Raw genomic sequence first — 16,744 nt, 5'->3', positions numbered from 1 at the left:
CAGCGCGTCGCGCGCGTCCCGCGGGTCAGAGACAGAGCAGAACGCTGGCCGCGCTGATGCAGGACAGCAGGCTCACGGTGCTGTTGCCGCCGCCGCTGGTGTGCTCGTCGGATTCCATCGTCTGAAGGTCGAGCAGGGCCATGGTGTGTCCTCTCATCGGTTCATCGGTGGGATGTCACGTCCCGTGGGGACGGGTTGCGTCACGGCTCCGTCGCTTGGCGCGGAGCCGCGTCATGAGGGCCGCCGGTGCGGCGGCGGGAGGAACGGCAGGTGCGCGGTGGCGCCCGTGCCGTCCGGGTCGAGGGCGGCGGCGAGGGCGAGCAGACAGCCCGCCGTGCCGGTGCCGAGGTCCATCGAGAGCCGCATCATCTGGTGTCCGGGGAAGGTGAGTTGGCCCTGGTAGGGCATCGCGAACCAGCCCAGCGCGGCGATCTGTTCGTCGAGCCGGCTCCGGGTGGCGCCGGGTGTGCCGGTGCGGGCGAGGTGCAGGATCATCCCGGCGCGGCCCTGGAAGAGACCGGGCTGCGCGTAGAAGCGTGAGGTGGCCGCGATGAGGATGCCGGCGCGGGCGCGGTCGAACTCGCCCGTGGCGTCCTCGGCATGGGCCGCGTGGTCGTCGAGCACGGCCCCGACCCCCACGCTCCCGTCCCCGAGATACGGCAGGGTCCGCCACCCCTCGTCGACTTCCAGCGCGCCGCCCTCGCGTTCGCTGCACACCGCCAGGTCCCGGCGCAGGGCGATGCCGGCCGCCTCCAGCAAGCGGCGCTCGCCGGTCCGCTCGTACTGCCTGAGCAGGAACAGCGCGGGTCCGCTCGCGCCCCGCAGCAGCCCCGCCCGCCGCCGCCGGGGTGTGTCCGGCACCGGTTCGGCGAGTCGTCGTACGAGGATGTCCGCGGCCTCGGCGGCCCGCTCGCGGAGGGCCGGCTCACCCGTCCGGCGCGCCAGGTCGCCGAGGACGAGCCCCAGTCCGGCCAGCCCGCCGTGCAGGTCCGAGGAGAGGTTCTGCCAGCGCTCGCGCAGGATGCCGTCGACCAGGTCCAGCGCCCGCTGCCGGTGACCCAGCAGGTCCAGTACGTGGGCGACGCCCGCGAGGCCGTCGTACAGGCCGAGCGGGGTGCCCGTCGGGGCCGGGGCGGTGTGGTCGAGGAGCCAGCGCTCGCCGTCGTCGTGACGTTCGGCGCCGGTCGCCGCCAGCGCGTACAGCACGCCGGCCGCGCCGTGCGCCAGGCCGAGACCGCCGCCGTCGGAGAACTGGGCGACGTCCCCGGGGAAGAGCCGGTCGTCGCGTTCCGGAGTCGCCGACGCGAGGATCGCCTTGACCATCGAGTCACGGCTGTGCGGCCAGTCACCGGGCTCCACCCGGAAGGCGGGCGCCGACGGCACCCGGGCGGCGACCCGCACCGGCGTGCCGGACCCGCCGCCGTCCGGGGCGGGCCCGTCGGTGCGGATGTCGCGGGTGATCTCCGCCACCGCCCCGTCCAGGAACTCCTTGGGTACCTCCGGGAACTGCTCGGCGATCACCTCGGCCAGATGGGCCGCCTTGCCCCGGTCCACCACGAAGAGCGTGGTGACGGGCAGGAACAGGGACAGCCGTAAGCAGGCCAGCGCGTACCGGTCGACGTCGGCGCCCCGGCGGTCGGGCGGCGCGAAGAAGCCGGGGTGCGCCACGACCTGGCGGCCGTTCTCCCCGGCGGGGGCCGCCGCCTCGAAGTCGATCAGGTACACCGACTCCTCGTCCGGCGCCACCATGATGTTGAAGACGTGCAGGTCGTTGAAGACGATCCCGCGCTCGTGCACCTTGCGCACCGCACGTTCCACCGCCCCGTGGATCCGTACCGCCCACGCCGTGTAGGCGTCGACGGCCCGCGGATCGGGGTCGGGGGAGAGCAGCGGGTGCCGCTCGGCGAAGAAGGAGTTGAGCGGCCGTCCCTCGACGAGGTCCATGACCAGGAAGCGGTGGTCGCCGAGGGTGAACCAGTCCCGTACCTCGGGGACCACGCCGGTCCCGGCCACCGCCTCCAGCGCCCGCTTCTCCCGCTCCAGCCGGGTGATCGCGTCGGCCCCGTCCGAGGCCAGCCCCGCGTGCGGCCGGCCCTCCTTGAGGACCACCTTGCGCCCGTCCCGGGTGTCGGTGCCCGCGTAGACCCCGCCGCCGTTGGAGAAGTGCAGCGCCTTCTCGATGCGGTAGGGCAGTTCGCCCACGGTCGTCGTGTTGCGGGCCGCCAGATGCGGCTCCAGGAACGGGGGCAGGGTCACCCATTCCGGCACCTGGAAGGAGGGCGCCCGCCGGTCCGGGACCAGGGTCCCCGCGCCGTCGCGCACCGCCGGCACCAGCGAGCCCCGGTCGTCGACGACGAAACTGCGGGCGAACGCCCCGTAGCGGACGTAGAGCGGGCCGTCGGACCAGCGCAGGTCGGTCAGGATGTACGGGCCCTCGAAGCCCTCCAGCAGCGCGCCCAGCTCGCGCAGCACCGTGTGCAGCTGCCCCTCGTCGGACGGGTAGACGGTGACGAACTTGCCGCTGGTGTCGCGGCCCGCGTACTTGGTGTTGCGCAGATGCAGCAGGTGCGGGCCCGGCACGAACTTGAACGGGACGCGGCGCGGGACGCAGTAGTCCCACACGATCGACGCGATGCGCTCCGCGTTCGCCCGGGTGGCCGAGGCGTGGATCTTCCAGCCCTGGGCGGGGCCCGGAGCCGGGGAGCCGTCCGCGTCGAGCGGCGTCAGGGTCAGCCAGTCGCCGATCCGCGCCGAGGTCCAGCCCTCGGGGACCGGGCGGCACGCCGTGTCGAACTGCGGAGCGGGACCGTCGCCGGTCAGCCGGTCGGGCGTCTCGTAGAAGTGCGCGTCCGCCAGCGCGTACACCTCGTACCGCTTGTCCATGCGTCCCCTTCCGTGGCCCTTTTCGTGGCCAGGCCAAGAGACTCGCAAGCGGACGGGGGTCGTGGACAGTCACGCCTGTCACGACATCCCTGTGCGGAACGCACGCGTAAAGACATGTTCGGTCCGTTTCGAGCACGGCCGGCGGTCCGACCCCGGATCGCCTCCACGAAACGGCCACAGGGGCTGCGCGGGGGCACCTTTGGCGCTGTAATGGCGGACGTGGTCGATGAGGGTGCCGCGGAGCGCAGAACGGGGCCCCTGCGTGCCGAAATCGCGCTCAAAACGATCACAGCCGATCCCGTCTCGCCCGAACGGGTGAGGCGCACGCTCGAACAGGCACTCGTCTTCGCGGGCGCGGTCCTCGCCGCGGTCTACACACCCGGCGGGGACGGAGACCCGCTCCGGCTGGTCGATTCGGCCGGCGTCCCGAGGACGCTGTACGGACTGCGCGAGAGCTACCCGCTCGACGGCCACTCGCCGGCCGCCGACGCCCACCGTGCCGGGCGGCCGATGTGGCTGGGCCCGGCGGAGCTGGCCGACTGCGCGGAGGCGCGCCGGATGCCCGCCCGCGACGTCCACCTGGCCGTCCTGCCCCTGCACGGCGGCACGGGCGGCTGTCTGCTCGCGGTGAGCGAGCGCCCCGGCGGCTTCGGCGCCGACGAACGGGCCTGCCTGGAGCTCGTGGCCGAGGCTGTCGCCCTCCCCGCCCCCGCCGTCCCCGCCCAGGACGAGGAACTGCGCCCCGACGCCTTCAGCCTGGCCATGGACACCGGCCGGGTCGAGGTCGGCGACGCGATCCTGGAACTGTTCGGGCTGAGCCGGGACCGGTTCGACGGCCGGGTGGAGACGCTGCTCGGGCTCACCGTCCCCGAGGACCTGCCCTCGCTGATGTCCGTCGTCGAGGCCGGCCACATGTCGATCGGCGAGCGCGAGCTGGAGTTCCGCGTCCTCCAGCCCGCCGGGCCGCCGAGGTGGCTCAGGCTGCGCGGCCGGCTGCTGCCCGGAGACGGCCGACCGGCGCGGCTCGTCGGCACCGTCACGGACGCTTCCACCCTGCGCGGCGAGGTCACCGACGTAGCCCGCGTCCAGCGGCTGGCCGCCGCGCTCGCCACCGCGGGCACCGTCAGGGACGTCGGCCGGGCCGTCGTCGCCGCGCTGCGCAAGCCGCTGCGGGCCGACCGGATCGCGCTCGCCGAACTGGAGAACGACCGGCTCGTGGTCACCGTCCTCGACCCGCCCGAACCCGAGTCCTGGCCCGAGCTGTGGCAGCTGGAGTGGCGTGCCGAGTGGCCCGACGCGCCCGTACGCGCGATGCCCACCCTCGCCGCCGCCCTGCGCGAGGGCCGCGCCCAAATCTGGCCCGCCGGAACCGCCCTGGAACCGGCCCTCGCCGAGGTCGGCCCCGGTGGCCTCGCCGTCCTGCCGCTGTCCGCCGGGGGACGGATGGTCGGCGCCTGTCTGATCGGCTGGGACGAGCCGCACGACTTCGGCCCCGACGAGCGCGCCCTGCTCACCGCCTCCGCCGGCCTCGCCGGTCAGGCCCTGACGCGCGCCCGCGCCTTCGACGCCGAACACGAACTCGTCGGCATGCTCCAGCGCCAGCTGCTCCCGCGCCGCCTGCCGGAACTCCCCGGCGCCGTCGCCGTCGCCCGCTACCTGCCGGCCACCGCGGGCCTGGAGCTGGGCGGCGACTGGTACGACGTGATCCCGCTGTCCGACCACCACGTCGCCCTCGTCATCGGTGACGTCCAGGGACACAGCGCGGGCGCCGCCACCCTCATGGGCCAGATGCGCACGGCACTGCGCGCCTACGCGGCCGAGGGACACCCGCCGGACGTCGTGGTCTCCCACTCCAACCGGCTCCTGATGGAGCTGGAGACCGACCTCTTCGCCACCTGCTGCTATGTCGACGTCGACATGGAGGAGGGCACCGCCTGGTGCGTACGGGCCGGACACCCGCCACCCGTCCTGCGGTACCCCGACGGATCGACCGACATCGCCGAGACGGACGGCGGCCCGCCCCTCGGCGTGGTGACCCGGGCCGAGTTCCCGATGACCCCGCTGCGCCTGCTGCCCGGCACCGTCATCGCTCTGACCACGGACGGGCTCGTGGAGTCCGCCGACATGGACATCGACACCGGCCTGGACCGCCTCGCCCACGAACTGGCCGTGTCCGACCCCGCCCACCTGGGTCTCGTCGCCGACGCCCTGCTCGGCAACGCGCACCGCGGCGACGACGTCGCCCTGCTCCTCATGCGCTACGACGGCATGGCCGTCAAACCCCTGCGCGAGGGCTGGACGGTGTGGCGGGTGCCCGAGGCGGCCCGGCAGGCCCGCCGCTTCACCCGGCGCACCCTGCGCACCTGGGGCGTGCCCGCCGAGGCCATGGACAGCGCGCTGCTCGTCGTCTCCGAACTGGTGACCAACGCCCTGGTGCACACCGACGGCCGGGTCCGCCTCGACCTCGTCCTGATCGGCCGCCGACTGCGCGTCGCCGTCACCGACGCCTCGCCCCGCACCCCCGTCAAGCCCACCAGTCTGGGCTGGGAGGCCACCGGCGGCCGGGGCATCCTCCTCGTCGAGGCCATGTCCGACGCCTGGGGGACGGTACCGGTCAGCGGCGGCAAGCAGGTGTGGAGCGAACTGGCGCTGGACCACTGAGCCGCCCGACCGCCACGTGTCCCGGAGCTCGAAGGGGGTACCCGCCGCCCATGGACACCTTCGCCTCTGTCACCCTCGCGGCATCCGGAAAGTCCGTGCTGGCCACCGTCGCCTTCATCGTCGTCGGGATCGTTCTCGTCGGCGGTCTGATCTGGGCCTTCCGGCTCGGCATCAAGGTCCGCGAGCGTGAGCCCGCGCCGCCGAAGCCGCACGAACAGCCCCGCAGGCCCGGCTCGGGCCCCGCCCACGAGACCCGCCGGGCCCGCGAGCCCAACGAGATGCCGCTGGCGGCGGAGGAGAGCGAACGCCTCACCCCGCACGAGCTGCGGCCCACCGGCAGCCGCGACAGCGCCGACCAGAGCCGCCCCCGCTGGGACGAGGGCTCCGGCGGCTCGTTCGGCAGCGGCGGCCAGGGTGCTCCCTGAATCCCGATGACCCTAAGAGAGCCGTGTGACCGAGAAGGTCCCGGGACCACAGCCGTGTGACCGAGAAGGGTGTTGAACCGTCGTGACCGCGTACGTCCAGGAGAAACCGGCGATCCGCCGGGCCGAGACCGGCTGGGCCACGGCCCGTCGCCTGCGCCGTGCGGCGGCCGCGCCGCGTACCTGCATGGCGGCCGTCGCCGTTCCCGGGGCGGTCGCCGGGATGCAGTCCGGCCCGGAATGGAACATTGTCAGGGGTGAGGACTGACCGGCAGACGGTCGGCGTGAGCGAATGAAGCGGTTGCCGCCCGGCGGCCGGGGCTGGAGTGAGGCTGATGAAGGCTCTCGTGCTGTCCGGCGGCGCCGGGACACGCCTGCGGCCGATCACCCACACCTCGGCCAAACAGCTCGTACCGGTCGCCAACAAGGCCGTGCTCTTCTACGGCCTGGAGTCCATCGCCGCCGCCGGCGTCACCGAGGTCGGTGTGATCGTCGGTGACACCGCGCAGGAGATCCGGGAGGCCGTCGGCGACGGCTCCCGGTTCGGCCTCGACATCACCTACATCCCGCAGGACAGGCCGCTCGGCCTCGCCCACGCGGTGATCGTCGCCCGTGACTTCCTCGGCGAGGACGACTTCGTGATGTACCTCGGCGACAACTTCATCGTCGGCGGCATCACCGACCTCGTCGACGAGTTCCGCAGGACCCGGCCCGACGCCCAGATCCTGCTCACCCGGGTCCCCGACCCCCGCGCCTTCGGCGTCGCCGAACTCGACCCCGCGGGACAGGTCGTCGGCCTGGAGGAGAAGCCCGCGCACCCCAAGAGCGACCTCGCCCTGGTCGGCGTCTACCTTTTCACCGCCGCGATCCACGACGCCGTACGCGCCATCGGGCCGTCCCGGCGCGGCGAGCTGGAGATCACCGACGCCGTCCAGCGGCTCATCGACACCGGGGCCCGGGTGCGCTCCACGATCATCAAGGGCTACTGGAAGGACACCGGGAACGTCGTCGACATGCTGGAGGTCAACCGGACCGTGCTGGAGGGCGTCGAGCGCCGGATCGACGGCGAGGTCGACGAGGCCTCCGAGACGGTCGGCCGGGTCGTCGTGGAGACCGGCGCCCGGGTGGTGAACTCACGCCTGGTCGGGCCCGTCGTCCTCGGCGCGGGCAGCGAGGTCCGCGACTCCTACATCGGCCCCTTCACCTCCGTCGGCGACAACTGCCGGATCACCGACAGCGAGCTGGAGTTCTCCATCGTGCTGCGCGACTCCTCCATCGACGGGGTGGGCCGCATCGAGAACTCCCTGATCGGCCGGCATGTCGAGGTCACCCCGGCGGCCGGGGTGTCCAGCGCCCACCGGCTGGTTCTCGGCGATCACAGCAAGGTACAGATCCACACATGAACCTCCTCGTCACCGGGGCCGCCGGATTCATCGGCTCCACGTATGTGCGCGGCCTGCTGGCCCGCGACGCCGCCGTGCGCGTCACGGTCCTGGACAAGCTCACCTACGCCGGCAGCCGCGCCAACCTGCCGGCCGGGCATCCCCGGCTGGCCTTCGAGCACGGTGACATCTGCGACGCCGACCTCGTCGACAAGCTGACGGCCGCCGCCGACCAGGTCGTCCACTTCGCCGCCGAGTCCCACGTCGACCGGTCCATCGACGGCGCGGGCACCTTCGTCCGCACCAACGTCCTCGGCACCCAGACGCTGCTGGACGCGGCCCTGCGGCACGGCGTCGGCCCGTTCGTGCACGTCTCCACCGACGAGGTGTACGGCTCCATCGAGACCGGCGCCTGGACCGAGGACCACCCGCTGCGCCCCAACTCCCCGTACGCGGCCTCGAAGGCCTCCTCCGACCTGATCGCCCTCTCCTACCATCGCACCCACGGCCTGGACGTCCGCGTCACCCGCTGCTCCAACAACTACGGCCCGTACCAGTTCCCCGAGAAGCTGATCCCGCTCTTCGTCACGAACCTCCTGGACGGCGAGCAGGTCCCCCTCTACGGCGACGGACGCAACGTCCGCGACTGGCTGCACGTCGAGGACCACTGCGAGGCCGTCGATCTCGTCCGCACCCGGGGCCGCCCCGGCGAGGTCCACAACATCGGCGGCGGCACCCAGCTGAGCAACCGCGAGCTGACCGGGCTGCTCCTCGACGCCTGCGGGGCCGACTGGGGCCGGGTCCGGCACGTCGAGGACCGCAAGGGCCACGACCTGCGCTACTGCGTCGACTGGACGAAGGCCCGCACCGAGCTCGGCTACCGGCCCCGCCACGACTTCGCCACCGGTCTCGCCGAGACCGTCGCCTGGTACCGGGACCACCGCGACTGGTGGGAACCCCTGAAACGACGGGCGCGGCTGCCATGAGATGGCTGGTCACCGGCGCGGGCGGCATGCTCGGCCGGGACACGGTGGAAGAACTGGCCCGGCGCGGCGAGGACGTGACCGGCCTCGACCGCACCGGCCTGGACATCACCCGGCCCGGATCCGTGGCCCGGGCCTTCGCCGCGCACCGGCCCGACCTGGTGGTGAACTGCGCCGCCTACACGGCCGTCGACGACGCCGAGACCGACGAGGCCCGCGCGCTGCTGGTCAACGGCGAGGGGCCCCGGCTGCTCGCCGCCACCTGCGCCGCGCACGGCGCCCGCCTGGTCCATGTCTCCACCGACTACGTCTTCGACGGCGCGGCCCGCGCCCCCTACCGGGAGGACGGCCCACCGTCCCCCCGCACCGCCTACGGCCGCACCAAGCTGGCCGGCGAGCGGGCCGTGCGCACCGTGCTCCCCGACGCCGGCGTGATAGTGCGCACCGCCTGGCTCTACGGCGCCCACGGCCGCAGTTTCGTCCGCACCATGCTGGAACTGGAGGCCCGCCGCGACACCGTCGACGTCGTCGACGACCAGCGCGGCCAGCCCACCTGGAGCGCGGACGTGGCCGCCCGTATCGCCGATCTGGGGCCGAAGGCCGGCCGCGGCGCGACGGGTGTCTTCCACGCCACCGCGGCCGGCGAGGCCACCTGGTACGACCTGGCCCGCGAGGTGTTCCGCTCGATCGGCGCCGATCCGGACCGGGTGCGTCCCACCACCGGCGACGCCTTTCCCCGCCCCGCGCCCCGGCCGGCCTACAGCGTCCTCGCGCACGGCCGGTGGCGGGAGGTGGGTCTGTCGCCGCCACGGGACTGGCGCGCCGCCCTGGGGCAGGCGCTTCCCCTGATCCGCAAGGCGTCCTTCGACACGGTGTCCCTCAAGGAGTCCCTTCGTGAAACGCCATGAGTTCCTGCGGGAACTGCACAAGGCCACCGCCAACCGCAACTACCTGGAGATCGGCGTCAACGACGGCCGCAGCCTGCGGCTGTCCCGGGTGCCCAGCATCGCGGTCGATCCCGCGTTCAAGGTGACCTCGGAGATCCGCTGCGACGTCCACCTGGTGAAGGCCACCAGCGACGACTTCTTCGCGCGCCGCAACCCCCTCGCCCACCTCAAGGGCGGCCGCCACCCGCTGCGCAACCTCGCCCGGGGCCGCCGGCCGCTCGGCCACTGGGGCCGCACCACGCTCGACCTGTCCTTCATCGACGGCATGCACCTGTTCGAGTACGCGCTGCGCGACTTCATCAACGTCGAGAAGCACTCCGACTGGTCGAGCGTGATCGTCCTCGACGACATGCTGCCCCGCGGTGTCGACGAGGCTGCCCGCGACCGGCACACCACGGCCTGGACCGGTGACGTCTTCAAGCTCATCGAGATCCTGTCCCGCTACCGCCCCGACCTGGTGGCCGTCCCCGTCGACACCCAGCCGACCGGGCAGCTCGTCGTCTTCGGCGCCGACCCCCGCAACCCGGTGCTGCGCGAGAAATACCACGAGATCATCGCCGAGTTCGACGTGCCCGACCCGCAGAAGGTCCCCGAGGCGGTCCTGGAGCGGGTGCGCGCGGTGCGGCCCGAGACCCTGCTGCGGGCGGGTTTCTGGAAGCCCCTCGTACGGGCCCGCAACCGTGGTCTCGACCGCTCCCGGGGCTGGGAACCGCTGCGCGGAGCGCTGGAGCGGGCGACCGTCAGCCGCTGACCCGCAGCTCCTGGTAGCGGGCCCGGCAGGAGGCGTACGACGGCAGCAGCCCCGACGCCTCCGCCCGGGCCAGCGACGGCGCCCGCGCGTCCTTCGGCGACAGCACCGGCTCCACGCCCCCCGGCCAGTCGATGCCCAGGGCCGGGTCCAGCGGGTGCACCCCGTGCTCGTGCTCGGGCGCGTATCCGGTCGAGCAGAGGTAGACCACGGTGGCCTCGTCGGTGAGGGCCAGGAAGGCGTGGCCGAGGCCCTCGGCGAGGAACACCGCGTGCCGGGTGTCGTCGTCCAGCCGGACCGCCTCCCACCGCCCGAACCGGGGGGAGCCCACCCGCAGGTCGACCACCACGTCGAGCACCGCCCCGCGGACACAGGTGACGTACTTGGCCTGCCCCGGCGGCACGTCCGAGAAGTGCACCCCGCGCAGCACGCCCCGGCGGGAGACGGAGCAGTTGGCCTGGGCGATCCCCAGGTCGTAGCCGGTGGCCTCCCGGAACTCCGGCGCCCGGTACCACTCGTGGAAGCTGCCCCGCGCGTCCGGGAAGACCTTGGGTTCGAGCACCCAGGCCCCCTCGATGTCCAGTGGCCGCATGTCGTCACTTCCTCCGGGGCGTGATGCTCTGGAGTGCCCGGTACAGCGCCCGTCGCACCCTGCGGGCCAGCCGGCGCGAACCGGCGGGCTGAGGCGCCGGCACCACGAGGACGCCGTCCGACGCGACATGCAGGGCGAAGGGCAGCGGGTGGAAGCGCGGCCCCTCCACGTCCGGGGTGAGGCAGACCGTCGTCAGCCAGGTCCTGCCCAGCAGATCACCGACCGGCAGGACGGCCGCCAGCCGGCCGCCCGGCGACAGCGTCCCGAAGACCTCGCGCGAGCCGCCGGACTTCACCCCCGTCAGCCGCAGCAGCACATCGGCGGCCTCGGGCACGTGCAGCGGCAGGACCACATGGAGGCGGTCCTCCGCGACGGTGACATCGTCGGCCGCCACGCGGCCCAGGCCCAGCCGCCGGCCCGCGTGCCCGACGTCCAGCGCCAGGCTCGCGTACCGGTCGGTCCAGTACGGCAGCACCACGCGCCCCGCGACCACCCCGGCGGGCGGGACGGGACGGCCGTGGCGGGGCGCCGGTCCCAGCCGCAGCTCCTTCGTCCAGCCGCCCAGGCCGACGCGCACGAAGACGTCCCACAGGCCCTCAGCCGCCGGCCCGCCGCTCAGCGCGGTGGCGGGATCGATGGTGGCGGTCGCCCGCAGGACGAGCCGCACCTGGCTGCCGTCGCCGGCCGGGACCGTCTCCCGGACCACGTCCACCGGCTGGAAGTACTGCGCCGAGCTGGCCCGCTCCCGCAGCAGCAGGTCGGGCGCGGCCCGGTCGAACCGGCCCACGGTGTCCGTGCCCAGCCACCGGACGGCCTCGGCCACGTCCCGCGGCGGCCACTGCGGGGAACCCCCGGCGGACGGGAAGGTCATCGGCCCGCCGTCGTGCGTCAGCTCGGCGGCGAAGGCGATCCGCAGCACGCCGCCCTGCCAGGTGACGTCCTCCGGGTCGACGGCGAGCGCGACGCCCGCCTCCCACTCCGCGAAGGCGACGACGTCGTCGTAGCGTCCGTCGGCGGCCAGCGCGGCGACGACCCGCTGGGTGGGCTGGAGCGGCGCGGCCACACCCGGCCCGAACCGCTCGACGACGACCCCGTGGATCTCCTCGAACAGCTCCCTGCGGTAGTCCTCGGGCAGGCTCAGGAAGCGTCTGCCGCGCAGCCGCTCGACCATCTCCACGCGCAGCCACCGCCGGAACAGCTTGTCGCGCAGCGGCCCCGGCTCGGTGTAGCGCTCGACGACGTCGAGGGCCTCCCGGAGGTTCTTGAAGTACCCCACCGGGTCGAACCGCTGGAAGCCCGCGTTCGCGGCGTCGTCGCGTCTGACGTGGTAGTAGCAGACGTAATCGCCGAGCACCGAGACGTTGTCCGCGCGCAGATAGGCCTCGGTGACGAAGACATGGTCCTCCAGGCGCCGCCGCCCCTCGGGAAAGCGCAGGCCGGTGCGGTCCAGGAACGCCCGGCGGAGCATCTTGTGCGGGGTGAGGCTGTCGATCAGCGGCGCGTTCTCGACGGTGGCGTGCGGGCGATTGGTGCGGAACAGCTCCACCGGCACCGAGCGGCCCTTGCCGGCCATCTTGCCCACGACGACGTCGGCGTCGTTCGCGACCCCGTAGGCGTACATCCGCTCCAGGGCCTCGTCACCGAGATGGTCGTCGTTGTCGACGAACATGACGTACTCGCCCCGGGAGACGTCGATGCCGACGTTGCGGGGCTTGCCCGCCCAGCCGGAGTTCTCCTGGTGCACGACCCGGATCCGGGAGTCCTCGGCGGCGACCGCGTCGAGGAGCGCGGGGGTGGCGTCGGTGGAGCCGTCGTCGACGAAGATCACCTCGTACTCGTCCGGCGGGAGCGACTGTCTCAGCAGCGAGGCGAGACAGTCCTCGATGTAGGGACCGGGGTTGTAGACGGGGACGATGACGCTGACCTTGACCGGCATCGGGCTCCTGGCCCCCTTGCTGGATCGCTCTGCCGTGCGCGGGACGGAGGGTGCGCGTGGCCCGATGCTAACCCCGGCGCCGACGCCCCACCTGTCCGGATTGGTCCGAGTCGGGGATTTTGTAGTCTGGCGCCGTGCGCCTGCTGATGATGTCCGACACCCACCTACCCCGGCGCGCCAAGGCGCTGCCCGTCCCGCTGCTCGACGAGCTCCCGCACGCGGACGTGGTGATCCACGCCGGGGACTGGGTCGACACGGACACCCTCGACCTGCTGGAGCGCCGCAGCCGCCGGGTCGTCGGCGTGTACGGCAACAACGACGGGCCCGAGCTGCGCGCCCGGCTGCCCGAGGTCGCCTTCGCCGAACTGGGCGGACTGCGCTTCGGGGTCGTCCACGAGACGGGCCCCGCCCAGGGCCGGGAGGCCCGCTGCGCCGCCCGCTTCCCCGACCTGGACGTGCTGGTCTTCGGCCACAGCCACATCCCCTGGAACACCACCGCCCCCGGCGGACCCCGGCTGCTCAACCCGGGTTCCCCGACCGACCGGCGGCGTCAGCCGCACTGCACCTACCTGACCGCCACCGCGGCCGACGGACGGCTCACGGATCTCGTCCTGCACCGGCTGCCACCGCGCCGGTGACAGAGAACCGGGCCGCGCCCGGCCGAGAGGGTCGGGGGCGGCCCGGAACTTGCGAGTGTGCGTTGCTTCAACGGACCTCCTTCCTTCGCGAGACGAAGGACAGAGGACATGCATGCCTGTCCGTTATGGGCGGGTACCCCGTTCGCGCGCGCCTCACACCTCCTCGCGGAAATCGGGGCGGAAGGCGGCCGGCCCCCTCACTTCGCGCGGTGGATCGCTCCGGCCGTCGCGGTCAGCGGTGCCCCGCTGCCGCCCCAGCGCAGCGCGACGATCTCGGCGGCCACCGACACCGCCACCTCCTCGGGGGTACGGGCCCCCAGGTCCAGTCCGACCGGTGAGCGCAGGCGGGCCAGCTCGGCGTCCGTGAGTCCGGCCTCGACGAGTCGTGCCCGGCGTTCGTCGTGGGTACGGCGGCTGCCCATCGCCCCGATGTACGCGGCCGGCCGGCGCAGCGCCACCTCCAGCAGCGGCACGTCGAACTTCGGGTCGTGGGTCAGCACGCAGACGGCCGTACGGCCGTCGGTGTCCATGTCGCGCAGATACCGGTGCGGCCACTCCACGACCACCTCGACTCCCGGCGGGAAACGCTTCGGGGTGGCGAAGACCGGCCGGGCGTCGCACACCGTGACCCGGTAGCCCAGGAAGTCGCCGATCCGGGCCACGGCGGCCGCGTAGTCGATCGCGCCGAACACCAGCATGCGCGGCGGCGGCGCGAAGGAGTGCAGGAACACCGGGACGGCGTCCTCCCGCCGCTGGCCGCGCGGCCCGTAGTGCCGGACGCCGGTGACGCCGAGCGCGAGCTCGCCGCGCGCGTCGGCCGTGACGGCCGCGTCCAGGCCCTCCGTGCCCAGCGTGCCGGAGGTCCGGTCCGGCCAGACGGCGAGGGTGGCCCCGCGCGGCGCGGGGCCGTCGGTCACCGTGGCCACCGTCACCGGCTCGCCCGCGGCGACCGACTCCGCGACGGCGCCGAACGACGGGTCGAGGCCGGGCGTGACGGGACGGACCAGCAGCGTGATCTCGCCGCCGCAGGTCAGCCCCACGGCGAAGGCGTCCTCGTCGCTGTAGCCGAACGTCTCCAGCCGGGCCGCTCCGTCGGCCACGACCTCCCGGGCCAGCTCGAACACCGCGCCCTCCACGCAGCCCCCGGACACACTGCCCACGACCTCGTCGTCCGGCCCCACCGCCATCGCCGCGCCCGGGTCGCGCGGCGTGCTGCGGCTGACGGCGACCACGGTGGCGAGCCCGAACGGCGCACCGGCCGCGTACCACCCGTTCAGCACCGGGAGAATCTCGCGCACGATCGTTCCCTTCCGGCCGCGACGGCTGCGCCGCCCGCATCGGCCGTTTCCCCGAACGGTAGTCCGCAGCGGCTCCGCCCGCCGGTCCGCACCGGGCGGGGCACCTGGGGAACCGGCGCGGCCGGGTTGCCAACTGGGTTGACAGGGAATGAACTTACTCGTGGGTCAGAAGGTATTGACGGTGTCCGGAAATCACCGGACTGTAGTGGACATGCCGAATATCCGGGCTCGTCTGCTCGCTGTTCTGGTGGTCCTCTGCGGACTCTGTGGCTTCCTGACGGTGGCGGGCTCCCCGACCGCCGGCGCGGCCACGCTCCCCGACTCCCTCTCCTTCGACGGCACGGCGCTCACCGTCTCGGGCGGCCGCTTCGTCGACGCCAACGGCCGCGAGGTCGTCCTGCGCGGCTACAACGTCTCCGGCGAGACCAAGCTCGCGGAGAACAAGGGCCTGCCCTTCGCCTCCGTCGCCGACGCCAAGAAGTCCGCCACGGCCCTGCGCGCCCTCGGCGGCGGCAACTCCGTCCGCTTCCTGCTCTCCTGGGCCTACGCCGAACCGGTGCGCGGCCAGGTCGACACCACCTACCTGGCCGCCGCCACCGCCCAGATGGGCGCCTTCCTGGACGCGGGCATCCGGGTCTACCCCGACTTCCACCAGGACCTCTACTCCCGCTACCTGTTCAACTCGGGCAGCTGGTACACCGGCGACGGCGCCCCCGCGTGGGCGGTGGCACTCGGCGGCTACCCCGCCGAGTCCTGCGGCATCTGCTTCCTCTGGGGGCAGAACATCACCCAGAACGGCGCGGTGAAGGCCGCCCAGTACGACTTCTGGCACAACAACCACGGTCTCCAGGACTACTTCCTGGCCACCGCCCAGAAGACCATGGCGTACCTCAAGGCGAACCTCACCACCGAGCAGTTCACCGGCGTCCTGGGCTTCGACCCCTACAACGAGCCCTACGCCGGCACCTACGACTCCGGCCAGAACAGCCGCACCTGGGAACGCGACCTGCTGTGGCCCTTCTACGTGAGGTTCCGGGCCCGGATGGACGCGGCCGGCTGGACCGACAAGCCCGCCTTCGTCGAGCCGAACCTCTTCTGGAACGGCAACGTCAGCAAGGAGGAGGGCGGCCTCCTCGACGCGGGAACGCTCGGCTCCCGCTATGTCTTCAACACCCACTTCTACGACCAGAAGGCCATCTCCGGCGTCCTGATGTGGGGCAACGCGGAGGACGGCCAGTACGTGACCGACTTCGGCACGGTCCGCGACCGCGCGTCCGCAGCCGGGACGACGGCGATCGTCAGCGAGTTCGGCCACCCCCTGAACGGCACCACCGCCGGAAAGGCGCCGACCGTCCTGAAGGCGATGTACCAGGCCCTCGACTCCCGGGTGAAGGGCGCGAGTTGGTGGACCACCCCGGCGACCTCGGGACCGGTCCTGTCCGGTTCGCAGTGGCAGTGGGACATCTACAACGGCCGTCACCACGAGCTGATGAACGGCAACGCCGACAAGGTGCTCACGACCGGCGACGCCTGGAACGACGAGGACCTCTCCGCCGTACGCCTGGACGACAGCGGCACCGCCACCCTCCGTCAGGACGCCCGGCTGCTCGACCGGATCTACCCGAGCGCCACCTCCGGCACCACCGTCGCCTTCACCTACGAGGACCGCTCCCGCGACGGCTCCACCACCCTCACCTGGAACCCGGTCCCCAGCACCCTGCCCAGCACGAAGCAGCTCGTCGGCTCCGGCCAGTACGGGCTGCTGGTGTGGCGTTCGAACGGCGGCACGGCACCCACCGAACTGCATCTGCCGGCCTCCTTCCCGACCGCCACGACGACCGTCGTCTCCGACCTCGGCACGGTGTACGCCCCGCCCGTGTACACGACGACCACGAAGATCGCCGCGGCCGCCGAACCGGGCGGTACGGGCAGCCGGCGCCTGCTGCTCGGCGCGCCCGACTCGGGCACCGTGCACTACGCCCTGGTCACCAACGGGGCGACCGCGCCGTCCGCGACCCTGCTGGCCGCCGCCCGCACGGAGCTGTCGGCGTGGGTGACTCAGAAGGTGGGGTAGCCCCACCGGGCACGAGAGCACGACAGCACGGTGTACGACAGGAGGGGTGGGGGGGGGGGTCCGCCCCCCCCCCCCCCGGGGGGGGGGGGCCGCCCCCGGGGCGCGGTGCGCGCCACGTCGCCGCGCCCTGGCCGGTCCCGCCCCCCGGTGGTTGGTGGCCCACCCGCACCGCCACCACCC

At 73.2% G+C, this 16,744-nt stretch carries 14 protein-coding genes; 9 read left to right on the top strand and 5 right to left on the bottom strand.

From position 1 onward, the window contains the following. Positions 1-25: 25 nt before the first annotated feature. Both ACFVYS_RS04780 and lanKC read right to left on the bottom strand, forming a co-directional pair. Positions 26-142, bottom strand: coding sequence for a SapB/AmfS family lanthipeptide (locus ACFVYS_RS04780; protein WP_020128989.1), 117 nt, complete (start codon positions 140-142; stop codon positions 26-28). 89 nt (positions 143-231) lie between these two features. Beyond that, positions 232-2,883, bottom strand: a complete 2,652-nt coding sequence (gene lanKC / locus ACFVYS_RS04775) for a class III lanthionine synthetase LanKC (RefSeq protein WP_389498850.1) — start codon at positions 2,881-2,883, stop codon at positions 232-234. Between the two features lie 210 nt (positions 2,884-3,093). On the opposite strand from lanKC, the gene ACFVYS_RS04770 reads away from it, so the two are divergent. The 7 genes from ACFVYS_RS04770 (at position 3,094) to ACFVYS_RS04740 (ending at position 10,029) form a co-directional block, all read left to right on the top strand. After that, entirely contained in the window at positions 3,094-5,544 is a 2,451-nt protein-coding gene (locus tag ACFVYS_RS04770; protein ID WP_389498848.1) for a SpoIIE family protein phosphatase, read from the top strand. A gap of 50 nt (positions 5,545-5,594) precedes the next feature. Further along, entirely contained in the window at positions 5,595-5,969 is a 375-nt protein-coding gene (locus ACFVYS_RS04765; RefSeq protein ID WP_389498846.1) for a DUF6479 family protein, read from the top strand. Positions 5,970-6,051: 82 nt separating this feature from the next. After that, positions 6,052-6,234 carry a hypothetical protein gene (locus tag ACFVYS_RS04760; RefSeq protein ID WP_389498844.1) on the top strand — a complete coding sequence of 61 codons (183 nt, stop codon included), beginning with the start codon at positions 6,052-6,054 and terminating at the stop codon, positions 6,232-6,234. A gap of 67 nt (positions 6,235-6,301) precedes the next feature. Then, positions 6,302-7,369, top strand: coding sequence for a glucose-1-phosphate thymidylyltransferase (locus tag ACFVYS_RS04755; RefSeq protein WP_389498842.1), 1,068 nt, complete (start codon positions 6,302-6,304; stop codon positions 7,367-7,369). After that, the gene (rfbB, locus tag ACFVYS_RS04750) at positions 7,366-8,334 is read left to right on the top strand and encodes a dTDP-glucose 4,6-dehydratase (RefSeq protein ID WP_389498840.1); all 969 of its coding nucleotides are present in this window, start codon (positions 7,366-7,368) and stop codon (positions 8,332-8,334) included. The genes ACFVYS_RS04755 and rfbB overlap by 4 nt, the downstream gene beginning before the upstream one ends. Then, positions 8,331-9,239, top strand: a complete 909-nt coding sequence (gene rfbD / locus ACFVYS_RS04745) for a dTDP-4-dehydrorhamnose reductase (RefSeq protein ID WP_389498838.1) — start codon at positions 8,331-8,333, stop codon at positions 9,237-9,239. Before rfbB ends, rfbD begins: the two co-directional genes overlap by 4 nt. Next, complete coding sequence (locus tag ACFVYS_RS04740) at positions 9,226-10,029, top strand: class I SAM-dependent methyltransferase (RefSeq protein ID WP_389498836.1); 804 nt, start codon at positions 9,226-9,228, stop codon at positions 10,027-10,029. The genes rfbD and ACFVYS_RS04740 overlap by 14 nt, the downstream gene beginning before the upstream one ends. Here ACFVYS_RS04740 and rfbC read toward each other — a convergent pair. Then, on the bottom strand, positions 10,019-10,618 hold the full coding sequence (gene rfbC / locus ACFVYS_RS04735; protein WP_389498834.1) for a dTDP-4-dehydrorhamnose 3,5-epimerase: 600 nt from the start codon (positions 10,616-10,618) through the stop codon (positions 10,019-10,021). The genes ACFVYS_RS04740 and rfbC overlap by 11 nt on opposite strands. Positions 10,619-10,622: 4 nt before the next feature. Continuing rightward, positions 10,623-12,554 (bottom strand): glycosyltransferase family 2 protein, encoded by a 1,932-nt coding sequence (locus ACFVYS_RS04730; RefSeq protein ID WP_389498832.1) that lies wholly within the window; start codon positions 12,552-12,554, stop codon positions 10,623-10,625. 134 nt (positions 12,555-12,688) lie between these two features. On the opposite strand from ACFVYS_RS04730, the gene ACFVYS_RS04725 reads away from it, so the two are divergent. After that, positions 12,689-13,192, top strand: coding sequence for a metallophosphoesterase family protein (locus ACFVYS_RS04725; RefSeq protein ID WP_389498830.1), 504 nt, complete (start codon positions 12,689-12,691; stop codon positions 13,190-13,192). A 197-nt stretch (positions 13,193-13,389) separates the two neighbouring features. Here ACFVYS_RS04725 and ACFVYS_RS04720 read toward each other — a convergent pair whose 3' ends face one another. Then, positions 13,390-14,490: an XdhC family protein gene (locus ACFVYS_RS04720; protein WP_389498828.1), complete on the bottom strand. Its 1,101-nt coding sequence runs from the start codon at positions 14,488-14,490 to the stop codon at positions 13,390-13,392. Positions 14,491-14,701: 211 nt separating this feature from the next. On the opposite strand from ACFVYS_RS04720, the gene ACFVYS_RS04715 reads away from it, so the two are divergent. Beyond that, on the top strand, positions 14,702-16,564 hold the full coding sequence (locus ACFVYS_RS04715) for an endoglycosylceramidase (protein WP_389498826.1): 1,863 nt from the start codon (positions 14,702-14,704) through the stop codon (positions 16,562-16,564). Positions 16,565-16,744 lie beyond the last annotated feature (180 nt).

This window comes from Streptomyces sp. NPDC058295, from assembly GCF_042880655.1.
Lineage (GTDB): Bacteria > Actinomycetota > Actinomycetes > Streptomycetales > Streptomycetaceae > Streptomyces > Streptomyces coriariae.
Note: the sequence above shows the minus strand (reverse complement) of the source record. Positions and strands in the feature narration are given on the sequence as shown.